The following is a 13216-nucleotide window of genomic DNA, read 5'->3' as shown; positions in this document are numbered from 1 at the left end:
GAATGGACGGATTGATCTCCATCGCCTTGATCGAGGTGATGTTGCTGACCGTGGGAGTGGTGCTGGGGTTGAGCAGCCGAAAGGATTTTTCCTTCGGCTGGCTGCTGGTGGCAGCTGTGCTGGTGCTGATCAACGATGCCTTGCTTACCCGTGCTTATGGCGTGCTGCCCAATCTTCTGCCTTCGGCCGAATGGAACTGGCAGGGCAAGATTCTTGCGCTTGCCGCCACGCTGATGATCGCCAGCCTGCCGGCGTTAAACTGGGGTCGTTGCGGTATTACGTTGAGGCAGAAGCCAGGCAGCCTGCGCGCGACGTTTCCGGTGCTGGTGATCTATTGCGCGTTTTTCGTGGTGCTGGCGTTTGTTTTTCCGAGCGGCCCGGCAAGCCATGAGACTATTGCGTTCCAGCTCACCATGCCCGGTTTTGAAGAGGAATGCTTCTATCGTGGCCTGTTGCTGTTCGCGCTCGATCAGGCATTTCGCGGACGAGTACGCATCCTCGGCGTCGATTGGGGTTGGGGCGCGGTGCTGTCCTGTGCCCTGTTCGGCCTGGCTCATGCGTTCAGCTATTCAAATGGTCAGCTTGCTTTCGATCCGATGATTATGGCGCTTACTGCATTGCCATCTTTTATCGCGGTCTATTTGCGCTTGCGTAGCGGCAGCGTGGTGTTGCCAGTCGTGATGCATAACTTCGGCAATGCAATTTCGCTGATCGTGTGACGGATCGGCAATGTTGCGATATGATGCTTGAGACTGTTTGACCTAACAGTGTATCAGCCCGCCCATGCAGGATGTGCTTTCGATGACCTATCTCTGGCTCAAGGCCGGCCATATCATTTTCGTGGTGTTCTGGATGGCGGGGCTGTTCATGCTGCCGCGCCAGATGATTTATTGTCTCGATACTGCGCCAGGGTCTGCGGAGGAGGCGAAATGGGCGCATCGCATGGGCAAGCTGCGCAGTATCATCCTCACCCCCAGCCTGATCGTGGTTTGGATTCTCGGTATTGCGCTTGCGGCTGCGATCGGTGCGTGGAGCGAGCCGTGGTTGCACGCCAAGCTCGCCATCGTGCTGGCTCTCTCGGGCTATCATGGCTGGATGGTCGCTCAGGCGAAGAAGATGGGCCGCGGCGAACGTCCGTTGAGTGAGAAGCAGTTGAGGATGTGGGGCGAAGTCCCTGGCATTGCGTTGGCGCTGATCGTGGTGCTGGTGGTCGTCAGACCGTTCTGACAGGGCGATGATCCTTTCGGCTAATCGCGGAAAGGCGATTGACGCTACCGCGTAGCGATCCTATTTTACGCATCTCATTAACGGCACTCGTCCCGCATCACGTCTGGACCGGGTCTGCTTTCCCAAAGCCCACAAGACCTGCCGGCCAACCTACCCTTTTGGAATAAAAAACAAATGCATCTTAAAGATCTCAAAGCGAAACCGCCAGCAGAGCTGGTCTCGATGGCCGAGGAACTGGGCGTCGAAGGCGCTTCGACCATGCGCCGGCAGGACCTGATGTTCTGCATTCTGCGTGAGCTCGCCGAAGACGAGGACTACGAAGAAAAGATCATGGGTATCGGCACCATCGAGGTGCTGCAGGACGGCTTCGGCTTCCTCCGCTCGCCCGAGGCGAACTATCTCGCCGGCCCCGATGATATCTACGTCTCGCCCAATCAGGTCCGCAAAATGGGCTTGCGCACCGGGGACACCGTCGAAGGCGAAATCCGTGCACCTCGCGAGGGTGAGCGCTATTTCGCACTGACCCGGCTAACCAGCGTCAATTACGAAGATCCCGAACAGGTCCGCCATCGGACCAATTTCGACAATTTGACGCCGCTGTATCCCGAAGAAAAGCTGTCGCTCGACACGCTCGATCCGACGGTCAAGGACAAGTCGGCGCGGGTGATCGATATCATTTCGCCCCAGGGCAAGGGCCAGCGCGCGCTGATCGTTGCGCCGCCGCGCACAGGTAAGACGGTGCTGCTGCAGAACATCGCCAAGGCGATCACGGACAACCATCCGGAAGTGTTCCTGCTGGTGCTTCTGGTCGACGAGCGGCCTGAGGAGGTCACCGACATGCAGCGTTCGGTGAAGGGCGAAGTGATTTCCTCGACCTTCGACGAACCCGCGCAGCGTCACGTCCAGGTCGCCGAAATGGTGATCGAGAAAGCCAAGCGTCTGGTCGAACACAAGAAGGACGTGGTGATCCTGCTCGATTCGATCACCCGCCTCGGCCGCGCCTACAACACCGTGGTGCCCAGCTCGGGCAAGGTGCTGACCGGCGGTGTCGATGCCAATGCGCTCCAGCGGCCCAAGCGCTTCTTCGGCGCGGCGCGCAACATCGAGGAGGGTGGCTCACTCTCGATCATCGCCACTGCGCTGATCGACACCGGCAGCCGCATGGACGAGGTCATCTTCGAAGAGTTCAAGGGCACCGGTAACAGCGAAATCGTGCTCGACCGCAAGGTTGCCGACAAGCGCATCTTCCCCGCGCTCGACGTCGGCAAGTCCGGCACCCGCAAGGAAGAGCTGCTGGTTGAGAAGGACAAGCTCACCAAGATGTGGGTGCTGCGCCGCATTCTCATGCAGATGGGCACGATCGACGCGATGGAATTCCTGCTCGACAAGATGAAGGATTCAAAGACCAACGAAGATTTCTTCGCGACGATGAATCAGTAATCGAGAGCATTGGGGGCGCATGGTCCTTGTGCCCCCAAGCTTACTAAGACTTCTGCCGCTCCAACTGCGCGGCCATCATTTCCCACACCTTGTTCACCGCTTTCAACGGGCGCACCATCACCTTGAAATCGGCGATCATGCCGTTTTCATCGAAGCGGATCAGGTCGATGCCGTTGACGTGGATACCGTCCATCTCGGTGGTGAACTCTAGCATAGCGTTCTCGCCGTCGATCAGTTCACGGACATAGGAGAAGCTGTCGTTGCCGAGCGTTTTCCCTGCGGCCGCGAGATAGGCGACCACGATGGCGCGTCCTTGTTGCGGGGTGTGGACGACAGGGGAATGGAACACTGCGTCGTCACGGATAATCTCGGCCAGAGCCTGCGGATCGCTGCCGCCTTCGATTACCGCATGCCAGCGCTTGAGGCCTGCCTGTGCACCCATCATATCCCCCTGAACTGCTGCGGGCTCGCTGCATTCCAGTAGCGTTCGTATTGCGTGCTCGACGCATCGGCAAGCAGCTGGCCGGGCTCAAGGAATCGGTAGATATGGTCGATCGTGTCGGAATGGGCGCTGTTCTGCCGTTCGCTGATATGGGACGGCTTGATTTCCCACGGGTTATCCAGACCCATCGCGACAACCATCTCGCGCAACGCTTTGAGGGTCTGGCGCTGGAAGCGGGTGACACGCTCTGCCTTGTCCTCGACCACCAGACCGCGCTGGCGGGTGGGATCCTGGGTTGCGATGCCGGTCGGACAGGTGTCGGTGTGGCATTTCATCGATTGCACGCAGCCCAATGAAAACATGAAGCTGCGCGCCGCATTGCACCAGTCTGCGCCCAGCCCCATGTTCGTGGCCAGCCCGGCGCCGGAATGCACCTTGCCCGAAGCGGCGAGCTTGATTTCGTCTTTCAGTCCGGTGCCGACGAGCGCGTTGCGCACGAGGATCAACCCTTCGCGCAGCGGCATGCCGACGCGGTTGGAGAGCTCGACCGGTGCCGCGCCGGTGCCGCCTTCGGCGCCGTCCACGACGATGTAATCGAGCCGGATACCGGTTTCGAGCATCGCCTTCATTACCGCAAAGACCTCATGCGGCTTGCCGACGCACAGCTTTATGCCGACCGGCTTGCCGCCGGATGCCTCACGCAGGTCTGCTGCCCATTCGACCAGCTCGATGGGGGTCGAGAATGTCGAATGTCCCGGCGGGGAGAGGCAATCCTCGCCCTTTTCGACACCGCGTGCCTCGGCAATTTCCTCGGTGACCTTGCCGCCCGGCAGCAAGCCGCCATGACCGGGCTTCGCGCCTTGGCTGAGCTTGATTTCAACCATCTTGACCTGTTCGATCGAAGCGGTTTCGGCAAATTTCGCACGGTCGAAACTGCCATCCTTGTTGCGGCATCCGAAATAGCCGCTGCCGACTTCCCAGACTAGATCACCGCCGTGCGACTTGTGATAGCGCGACAAGCCGCCTTCCCCGGTGTCGTGATAGAAATTGCCGTCCGCCGCGCCCTTGTTGAGCGCCTCTATGGCGTTGGCGGACAAGGCACCGAAGCTCATTGCCGAGATGTTGAGCAGCGCAGCATCATAGGGATGCGCGCATTGGCTGGTACCGACGTGCACGCGCCAGTCATTTTGCGCATCCTTGTTGGGCGCGATCGAATGGGCGAGCCACTCATATTCCTCCGAATAGACGTCGAGCTCGGTGCCGAAGGGGTGCGCATCCAGCTCTCCCTTGGCGCGGGCATAGACCAGCGCACGTTCATCATGGTTGAAGGGTCGGCCGTCGAGGTCGCTCTCGACAATATAGGCGCGCAGATAGGGCCGGAGGCCCTCCATTATCCACCGCACGCGTGCGAGCAGCGGATAGTTGCGTCGTAACGAGTGTTCGTCCTGGAAGAAATCGATCACCGCAATGAGGAGCAGCGGTACGGTGACGATCAGCCCCCAATACCACTGCAAAGCGATCAAAGCGGCGCTTACGGCCAGTAAGATTACCGGCAGGCCAAACCGCATCAGAATCTGGGACGAGGGGGGTTTGTGCGCGGAAGGGACAGCCATCAGCCGAGGTGCTCGGAAAAGAAGGCGCTCGTGCGCTGGTCGGCCTTTTCGGCACAGGCCTCATTGCGGCGCTTGCCGAATTCGGTTGCGAAACCGTGATCCATGCCTTCGTAATCGTGGAGGGTGACCTTGGGATGATCGTCCAGCCCTTCGTGCATCTTCTTCTGCGTTTCTTTATCGACGAACCCGTCTTCGGTCGGGACGTGGAGCATGAGCGGATTGGAGATGGCGTGCTTCTCACCCAGCAGTCCGTCAATGCCGACCGCGTAATAGCCGACCGATGCATCGCTATCGGTGCGCGCGGCGGTCATATAGGCAAGTCGACCGCCGAGGCAGTATCCCACCGCACCGACTTTCTTGCCGTTGGTGGTGTTGCGCGCCCACTTGATAGTCGCCTCGATGTCGCGGATGCCCGCATCCTGATTGAATTTGCCCATCAATTCCAGCGCGCGCTGGAACTCGGGTTCGACGTCGGGATCGAGTTCGATTCCCGGTTCAAGCCGCCAGAACAGATCTGGCGCTACCGCGAGATAACCGTCTTCGGCGAGCTTGTCGCACTTGCGCCTGATCCCGGCGTTGACCCCGAAGATCTCCTGGATAACGACGATGGCGGCGCACGGGTCGCCTGCAGGTCTGGCGACATAGGCCGAAAAGGTGCCAGCGTGGTCCAGCGTCTCTATCGTCACGGTCTCGCTCATGGAATGGGAACTCCCTTGGTGTGCTGAAGATGTGGCCTAGCTTGTCTTGTGCTTGTGGCAAACCCAAGTAAGACCTTGCCTAAGCCTAACGGAGAAAGCGCCATGAAGGTCCATGTCGAAATTGATTGTACGCCGGAAGAGGCGCGTAGCTTCATGGGGCTGCCCGATGTGGGCAAGGCCAATGATGTCTACGTCGACATGATGTCGAAAGCGATGCAGGGCGTGTCGGACACCGAAAAGCTGCAGGATTATGCGCGCCAGCTCGCGCCTATGGGTCAGGCGGGTTTCAAGCTGTTCCAGAGCTTTATGGAAGGCGCCTCTGCTGCGCGGACAAAGGGCAAGGATGCACCCTCTCAGTCCGACTGACGGATCCTCGACCGACTTCGTTCCGGATACAATTTTTGCGCTGTCGAGCGGGCTTCCGCCTGCCGCTATCGGTGTCATACGGATAAGCGGGCCCAGTGCAGGGATCGCACTGCAACGATTGACAGGGTCGATGCCGCCGGCCCGGCGGGCTGTCTTGCGCGATCTTCGGGATGGCAATGGCGATCTTCTCGATTCCGCTCTCGTATTATACTTTCCCGGTCCGGCGAGCGCCACGGGAGAGGATTGCGCGGAGCTGCAGTGCCATGGGGGGAGGGCAGTAGTTTCTGCTGTAACCAAGTCTTTGGCACAGATGACGGGGCTGCGGGAGGCGCAACCGGGTGAATTTACCAGGCGTGCCTTTGCCAATGGCCGCATCGATCTGGCTCAGGCCGAAGGTCTTGCTGACCTGCTTTCAGCTGAAACCGAAATGCAGCGTTTGGCAGCACAGGCCGGGGCGGGAGGGGCATTGTCCCGGAAGACCCGCGAGTGGCGCGATACGGTGCTAAAACTGGCGGCAGAGGTCGAGTTGGTGCTCGATTTTGCCGACGAAGATGATGCGCAGGATTTGAGCGCAGCATTCTGGCAGCGTTTGGAGGATGTTCGAGCCGATATGCGCGAGTGGCTTGAACGCCCTCGCGCCGAAATTTTGCGCGAGGGCATACGGGTTGTGCTGGCCGGTCCTCCCAATGCGGGGAAGTCGAGCCTGTTCAATGCTTTGGTTCAGGATGGGGCGGCCATAGTTTCTCCTGTTGCCGGGACCACGCGCGATGCGATCGAGCGCTCGATTGCATTTTCAGGCATACCCTTCGTGCTGGTCGATACGGCCGGTCTGCGTGACGAGAGCGATGATCCGGTGGAGACGATCGGTATCGACCGTGCGAAGGATCAGCTGAAATCAGCGGACATCGTCCTTTGGCTCGGATCGGAGGGTCAGGGACCGGCGGACGCTATCGAAATTCAGTCTCGGGCGGATGCGAGCGATTGTGTGCGCAAATCTGCTCCCGACCACACAGTTTCAGCCGTAACCGGTTTGGGCGTTCGAGAACTGGAAAGAGATTTGATCGAGCGCGCCAGACTTTTGTTGCCGAAGGCGGGTAGCGCAGCACTCAATGCAAGGCAGGCCACGCTCGTCGGGCAGGCGCTTGAGTCGCTGCAAGGCGTTTGCGAGGGCGAGGACGGTTTGCTTGTCGGTGAGAGCTTGCGTCAGGCGCGCGTGTGTTTCGATCGCTTGCTCGGACAATCGTCGACAGAGGACATGCTTGACCAGCTGTTTGGACGCTTTTGCATCGGAAAGTGATGTTTCACGTGAAACAGGCTTTTGACTGTGCAGCTGGCGCGTATTAATGCGGCCACAAATGCCGGATTTCGATGTTCTTGTCATAGGCGGCGGTCATGCCGGCGTCGAAGCTGCTTGCGCGGCCGCGCGAATGGGTGCGCGCACCGCTTTGGTCAGTTTCGATCTTGCAGCCATCGGTGCAATGAGCTGCAACCCCGCTATCGGTGGGTTGGGTAAGGGCCATCTGGTCCGTGAGGTCGATGCGTTCGATGGGATCATCGCAAAGGCTGCCGACGCTGCAGCGATCCATTATCGGATGCTCAACCGCTCCAAGGGCAGCGCGGTATGGGGACCGCGCGTGCAGGCGGACCGTGTGCTGTTCAAGCGCGCGGTGCAGTCGATGGTTCGGCGTCAGAGTGGATTGTCGCTCATTGAAGGTGAAGCAGCTGCTCTATCGATTGCAGGTTCTGCCGTCACCGGGGTGGAAATGCGCGATGGTCGGCTGATCTCGGCAAATCGAATTGTTCTGTGCACGGGGACTTTTCTTGGCGGCGTGCTTTTCCGGGGCGAAGAGCGGCTCGAGGGTGGGCGCTGGGGCGAGGCAAGTTCCTTACGGCTTGCACAGCAGATGCGAGAAGTGGTCCCAGCCATGGCTCGCCTCAAGACTGGCACGCCGCCGCGCCTCGACGGCCGAAGCATCGACTGGAGTCAACTTGCGGAGCAACCGTCCGACCGCGAGGACTGGACGATGTCTTCGCTCACCGAACGCCGCGGCAATCCGCAGGTGTTCTGTGCGATCACGCGGACGAACGAGCAAACGCACGACATCGTGCGTAGCGGACTCGACCGATCACCACTGTTTTCAGGCGCCATCGACGCGCAGGGCCCGAGATATTGCCCGTCGATCGAGGACAAGATCCATCGCTTCGGCGACCGCGACGGCCACCAGATCTTCCTCGAACCTGAGGGGCTGGCAACCCATCTGGTCTATCCGAACGGTATCAGCACATCGCTCCCGGTCGATGTGCAGCTCGCCATGCTCCGCAGCATTGATGGTCTCGCCGACGTCGAGATGGTCGCGCCGGGTTATGCGGTGGAATACGATCATGTCGACCCGCGCTCGCTGGGGGCGGATCTCCAGATGCGGGGGCTAACTGGGTTATATTGTGCCGGCCAGATCAACGGCACGACCGGCTATGAAGAGGCTGCGGCGCAAGGCCTGGTGGCGGGGCTACAAGCCGCCTGCGCCGCGCTGGATCGCTCGCCTTTGCAACTCGATCGGGCGGAAGCGTATCTTGCCGTGATGGTCGACGACCTCACCTTGCAGGGGGTAACCGAGCCGTATCGTATGTTAACTTCGCGCGCCGAATATCGCCTGCGTTTGCGCGCGTCCAATGCCGACAGTCGCCTGACACCCAAAGCCATTGCGCTGGGTTGTGTCGGATCCGAGCGGACGCAATGGTACGAACATCGGGAACTTCGCAAGTCGGCGCTGGTCGAGACGATGAGTACCCAGTGTGTTTCACGTGAAACCAATGCGGGGGAGCGCAGCCTTGAGGAATGGATTTCGGCGGGAAAGATGGATCTCGATGCTATGGTCGATCATTTCCCCGATTATGCCGATCTACCGCTGCTGTCCGAAGTGGTCGAAGACATACGCTACGCCCCCTATCTTGCCCGGCAGGACCGTGAATTGCGTGATCTGAAAGCGGGCCAAGAACAAAGCATCCCACATGATTTCCGTTTTGGCGATGTCCCCGGATTGTCCAACGAAATGATCGAAAAGTTGAGCGCTAGCCGACCTGCCAACATGGCTGCAGCAAGCCGAGTTTCCGGCGTCACACCCGCAGCGCTCGCCGCCGTCATGGTCCATGTCCGCAAATTTGAGCGGACTGAGGCGTGATAGAAGACGAAGATCAGGCGCGACGCTTCGTGGCGCAACGCAGCGACTTTAAGGCGATGGCGAGACTGGATCGATTTGCCGAGGCGCTAGCTGAGGAAAACCGACATCAGAATCTCGTTTCGAGCGCCAGCCTGGAGCACATCTGGCAGCGCCACTTTGCCGACTCCGCCCAATTGCTCGATTTCGTACCGCTTAGCGAACCCGAATGGATCGACTTGGGCTCCGGCGCCGGATTTCCCGGTCTCGTGATCGCCTGCATGCGACCCGAATTTAATGTAACTTTGGTTGAATCACGAAAGAAGCGAATAATTTGGCTTGAGAATATGGTGCAATCGCTCGGTCTCGTGCGAGCGCGCGTGGTGGGCTCGACACTGCAATCGGTTTCTGGCTTTAGAGCCGATGTTATCAGTGCGCGCGCATTTGCCCCACTTCCCAAGTTGATCGACTTGTCCGCACGGTTCTCCACAAGCGACACCATCTGGGTGTTGCCCAAAGGGCAGTCGGCGGCGCAAGAATGGCAGGAGTTACCGCGTCGATTGCAGCAAATGTTCCACGTGAAACAGTCGCAAACAGACGCAAGTGCTGGGATACTCGTAGGAAGTGGCAAGGCGGAGATAAGGTCGTGATTACCATTGCCATCGCGAATCAGAAGGGCGGTGTGGGCAAGACCACCACGGCGATCAATATTGCCACGGCTATGGCGGCCACAGGCTCGCGCACTCTGCTGATCGATCTCGACCCGCAGGGCAACGCATCCACCGGACTTGGCGTCCATTCAGGATCCCGCGAAACGTCCAGCTATGATATTCTGATTGGCGATGCGGCAATCCATGAAGCGGCCCAGGATACCGATATCCCCAATCTCCAGATCATTCCGGCGACACAAGACCTCTCGGGCGCCGAGGTCGAACTGGTATCGGTAGAGGACCGGACGTCGCGTCTCTCGCAAGCATTGAACCGGACCGATCCGGCATACAAGCAGCCGGAAATCTGCTTTATCGACTGCCCGCCATCGCTCGGCCTGCTTACGCTCAATGCCCTGGGCGCTGCCGACACATTGCTTGTTCCACTGCAGTGCGAATTCTTTGCGCTGGAAGGATTGAGCCAGCTGCTGCAGACGGTCGAACGTGTGCAGGAACGCTTCAATCCGGACCTCGGGATCATCGGCATCGTCCTGACGATGTTCGATCGCCGCAACCGATTGACCGATCAGGTCGCCGATGACGTGCGCGATTGCCTTGGAAAGCTTGTGTTCGAGACGGTGATCCCGCGCAATGTTCGCCTGTCGGAGGCGCCCAGCCATGGACTTCCGGCATTGATCTACGACCATGAATGCGCTGGCAGCCGTGCCTATATTGCGCTCGCTCGCGAATTGATCGGCCGTCTGCCCGAGAAGAGGAAAGCCGCATGAGCGATACGACCGACACAAAGAAGCTCTCCGGCCAGAAGAAGAAACTCGGCCGAGGGCTCGATGCCCTGTTGGGTGAAGTGCGGCGCGACGAACCGGTCATGCGGATGTCGAACGACGACACTACCGACCCGCAGACCACGCAAGCACCTCAGCGTGACGATGCTAAAGGTCTGAAATCACTGGATATCGCCTCGATCTCCCCTCTTCCCGGGCAGCCCCGGACACATTTCGACGAGGATGCTCTTGATGAGCTCGCCAGCTCGATCAAGGCGCGCGGGGTCATCCAGCCCATTATCGTTCGACCGCGCGGGGCTGGGCGCTATCAGCTTGTCGCGGGCGAACGTCGCTGGCGTGCCGCACAAAGAGCGCGGCTGCATGAAATCCCGGCGATCGTCCGCGATCTCAACGACCGTGACGTCATGACCCTGGCGCTGATCGAGAATTTGCAGCGCGAGGATCTCAATCCCGTCGAAGAGGCGCGGGCTTATCAGCGGCTCGCCGAGCAGGAAAATCTTACCCAGAGCGAAATCGCCGAACTGGTCGATAAATCGCGCAGCCACGTGGCGAATTTCCAGCGTCTGCTGGGCCTGCCTGAATCGGTACTGGCTCTGGTGGAAGGAGGCGCGCTGAGCATGGGCCATGCACGCGCGCTGGTCGGACGTGACGATGCGGTCGAGCTCGCGAGAAAAGCGGTCGATCAGAAACTTTCCGTGCGCGAAATGGAGCGGCTCACCCGAAAGCCGCGCCAATCGACCCCGAAATCGTCGGAGAATCAGCCTAGTCCGTCAGACAATGCGGACATCGCTGCAGTGCAAGGCCATCTCGAAGATTTCCTTGGCCTGCCCGTAAGAATCAAGACCGGAAGCTCGCCAAATCAGGGTGCGGTAACGATAAACTATCGCACGCTGGATCAGCTCGATCTCATTTGCCAGCGGCTAACCGGCGGAGATTTATAGCTTTATTGTGTGTTTGACCTTGTCTCACCGACGGTCCCTGCAGCTGGTCAGCGATAATTAACCATATCTGCACATGAAAGCTGAACCCTGCGGCTCATAAGTAGTTCCACGGACGAGGGATCAGCTTGTCCGGCGGAGAGGAAGGATCAGGCCCTTTCCGTCCAGGGATCAAGACTACAGGGACAAAACAGACCATGACCAATCCGATTCGTTTCAGCGCTGCGGCGCTGGCTTTCGCTGCCGTGCTCGGTACGGCTGCACCGGCTGCTGCCCAGCAGACCGCATCTGCGGACGCTCGGGCTGAAATTCTCGCTGCGCTCAAGCTGACCAAAGTCGCCGGCAGCGTGCTCGACTTCGGTGATCTCATCATCTCGAACAACACCGGCAACTACACTCTGACGCTCGACCCCAGCACGATGCAGGTGGCTTGCCCGACGGGTCTCGTTTGCACCGGCGTGACGTCGGGCGCGCAGTTCCATGTCGAGGGACAGGGTGGCAAGCAGGTCCGTGTCGACCTGCCGCTCGCAGCGACGCTTACCAACGGTTCGGGTGGGTCGCTGACCGCCGACACCTTCACCATGTCGAGCCCGACCAGCAACGCTATCGGCAACACCACGGTGAAGGAACTTTCACTCGATGCCAACGGGCTGATCCAGAATGACGGCGCGGGCAACCCGCTGCTGAAGAACAAGCTCGATGGCAGTGGCAACCCGATCCCGGTGAAGACGATCACGCTCGATCCGACAACGCAGGATGCCTATTTCACCGTTGGCGCCAATCTGAACATCCCCGGCACTGCCGCAGTCGGCGTGTATCAGGGCACTTTCAACGTCTCGGTCGACTACAACTAAGTCGACCAGGACCTCTTGAGACAAGGATGGGGGATGCGCGAAAAGCGCGTCCCCCATTTGCTTTTGGTGGCGGAAAAGCGCCGGGTTTAAAGCTTCTTAACCATAGACCTCTACCACGGTCTGCGGATCAGACACCTTCCTGTGTGGCACGGGAAGGCGAGAGGGAGCATTGCATGGCCAGTTTATCTTTTCCGCGCCGCGCCATATTGGCGGGGGCGACCGCCCTTGCGATGGTGGGCGCAGCCTTGCCGTTTCAGCAGGCGAATGCGCAGGGCGATCTGCTGATCGCGCCGACGCGCGTTATCCTCGATGGACGCCGCGGAACCGAGGTTATCCTCAGCAACATTGGCTCAGAAGAAGCGACCTATCGGGTCGACCTCGAGCTGCGGCGGATGAGTTCGGATGGGCAATTGAGCGATGTCGATGTCGCCCAGGCCGATCCGACCGAACAGGCCGCGCTCGACATGATCCGTTTCGCGCCGCGCCGGGTGGTCTTGCCACCGGGGCAACCGCAGGCGATTCGCATCGCCGCGCGGGCTCCGGCCGGGCTCCCCGACGGTGAATATCGCGCGCATATGGCCTTTCGCGCCATTCCCAAGCCGCAACCTGCGGAAACGGCAAGCGACGCGCAGGGAGTCACGATCGCGCTCGTCCCGGTCTATGCGATCTCCATTCCGATCATCGTCCGGCTGGGCAATATCAGCGCGCAGATCGTGCTCGACCATGCCGGTATCGCCAATCGGCCTGAAGGAAAATATTTCGAGCTGGTGCTGAACCGCAGCGGCAAGGCGTCAACCTTCGGGCAGTTGCGCGTGTTCGCAAAGGGCTCTGACAAGCCGGTCCTGCAAGTCGCGGGCGTGGCCGTCTATCCCGAACTCACCAAGCGCCTGTTCAGCCTGCGGCTCAGCGATGAGCAGGCGGCTGCACTGCGTGGCCCGGTCCATATCGAATACTCCGAAATGCCGGAAGATGGCGGCAAACTGATCGCCGAGCTCGACACGACGCTCGATTGAGCGATGCATTCGGGCTAAGG

At 59.8% G+C, this 13216-nt stretch carries 14 protein-coding genes; 11 read left to right on the top strand and 3 right to left on the bottom strand.

Annotated features, from left to right (window positions below; genetic code table 11):
• Positions 1–2 precede the first annotated feature (2 nt).
• The 3 genes from GRI58_RS04245 to rho all read left to right on the top strand — a co-directional run bounded on the left by GRI58_RS04245 (position 3) and on the right by rho (position 2667).
• Positions 3–719 carry a CPBP family intramembrane glutamic endopeptidase, BDIM_20840 family gene (locus tag GRI58_RS04245; protein WP_160752310.1) on the top strand — a complete coding sequence of 239 codons (717 nt, stop codon included), beginning with the start codon at positions 3–5 and terminating at the stop codon, positions 717–719.
• Between the two features lie 64 nt (positions 720–783).
• Positions 784–1227, top strand: a complete 444-nt coding sequence (locus GRI58_RS04240; RefSeq protein ID WP_160752309.1) for a CopD family protein — start codon at positions 784–786, stop codon at positions 1225–1227.
• Between the two features lie 174 nt (positions 1228–1401).
• Positions 1402–2667, top strand: a complete 1266-nt coding sequence (gene rho / locus GRI58_RS04235) for a transcription termination factor Rho (RefSeq protein ID WP_160752308.1) — start codon at positions 1402–1404, stop codon at positions 2665–2667.
• Positions 2668–2710: 43 nt separating this feature from the next.
• On the opposite strand, the gene GRI58_RS04230 is transcribed toward rho, so the two are convergent.
• The 3 genes from GRI58_RS04230 to GRI58_RS04220 are packed head-to-tail and all read right to left on the bottom strand — an operon-like array spanning position 2711 to position 5420.
• On the bottom strand, positions 2711–3112 hold the full coding sequence (locus GRI58_RS04230) for a nuclear transport factor 2 family protein (RefSeq protein WP_160752307.1): 402 nt from the start codon (positions 3110–3112) through the stop codon (positions 2711–2713).
• Entirely contained in the window at positions 3109–4677 is a 1569-nt protein-coding gene (locus GRI58_RS04225) for an FMN-binding glutamate synthase family protein (RefSeq protein ID WP_419957025.1), read from the bottom strand. Before GRI58_RS04225 ends, GRI58_RS04230 begins: the two co-directional genes overlap by 4 nt.
• A 44-nt stretch (positions 4678–4721) precedes the next feature.
• Positions 4722–5420 carry a dienelactone hydrolase family protein gene (locus GRI58_RS04220; RefSeq protein WP_160752305.1) on the bottom strand — a complete coding sequence of 233 codons (699 nt, stop codon included), beginning with the start codon at positions 5418–5420 and terminating at the stop codon, positions 4722–4724.
• A 102-nt stretch (positions 5421–5522) separates the two neighbouring features.
• Here GRI58_RS04220 and GRI58_RS04215 point away from each other — a divergent pair, with 102 nt between their 5' ends.
• The 8 genes from GRI58_RS04215 (at position 5523) to GRI58_RS04180 (ending at position 13196) form a co-directional block, all read left to right on the top strand.
• The gene (locus tag GRI58_RS04215) at positions 5523–5786 is read left to right on the top strand and encodes a DUF6489 family protein (RefSeq protein WP_160752304.1); all 264 of its coding nucleotides are present in this window, start codon (positions 5523–5525) and stop codon (positions 5784–5786) included.
• Positions 5764–7083: a tRNA uridine-5-carboxymethylaminomethyl(34) synthesis GTPase MnmE gene (mnmE, locus tag GRI58_RS04210; RefSeq protein WP_160752303.1), complete on the top strand. Its 1320-nt coding sequence runs from the start codon at positions 5764–5766 to the stop codon at positions 7081–7083. Before GRI58_RS04215 ends, mnmE begins: the two co-directional genes overlap by 23 nt.
• A gap of 58 nt (positions 7084–7141) precedes the next feature.
• The gene (mnmG, locus tag GRI58_RS04205; RefSeq protein WP_160752302.1) at positions 7142–8965 is read left to right on the top strand and encodes a tRNA uridine-5-carboxymethylaminomethyl(34) synthesis enzyme MnmG; all 1824 of its coding nucleotides are present in this window, start codon (positions 7142–7144) and stop codon (positions 8963–8965) included.
• Positions 8962–9591 (top strand): 16S rRNA (guanine(527)-N(7))-methyltransferase RsmG, encoded by a 630-nt coding sequence (gene rsmG / locus GRI58_RS04200; RefSeq protein ID WP_160752301.1) that lies wholly within the window; start codon positions 8962–8964, stop codon positions 9589–9591. The genes mnmG and rsmG overlap by 4 nt, the downstream gene beginning before the upstream one ends.
• Complete coding sequence (locus GRI58_RS04195) at positions 9588–10376, top strand: AAA family ATPase (RefSeq protein WP_160752300.1); 789 nt, start codon at positions 9588–9590, stop codon at positions 10374–10376. Before rsmG ends, GRI58_RS04195 begins: the two co-directional genes overlap by 4 nt.
• Positions 10373–11332 carry a ParB/RepB/Spo0J family partition protein gene (locus GRI58_RS04190; protein WP_160752299.1) on the top strand — a complete coding sequence of 320 codons (960 nt, stop codon included), beginning with the start codon at positions 10373–10375 and terminating at the stop codon, positions 11330–11332. The genes GRI58_RS04195 and GRI58_RS04190 overlap by 4 nt, the downstream gene beginning before the upstream one ends.
• A gap of 194 nt (positions 11333–11526) precedes the next feature.
• A complete protein-coding gene (locus GRI58_RS04185) occupies positions 11527–12183 on the top strand; it encodes a DUF4402 domain-containing protein (RefSeq protein ID WP_160752298.1) in 657 nt (218 codons plus the stop codon).
• 173 nt (positions 12184–12356) lie between these two features.
• On the top strand, positions 12357–13196 hold the full coding sequence (locus tag GRI58_RS04180) for a fimbrial biogenesis chaperone (RefSeq protein ID WP_237452078.1): 840 nt from the start codon (positions 12357–12359) through the stop codon (positions 13194–13196).
• The last annotated feature ends 20 nt before the right edge of the window (positions 13197–13216 follow it).

The sequence above is a fragment of the Qipengyuania algicida genome, from assembly GCF_009828025.1.
GTDB lineage: Bacteria > Pseudomonadota > Alphaproteobacteria > Sphingomonadales > Sphingomonadaceae > Qipengyuania > Qipengyuania algicida.
The sequence above is the reverse complement of the archived record's forward strand: the minus strand, read 5'-3'. Positions and strand labels throughout refer to the sequence as shown.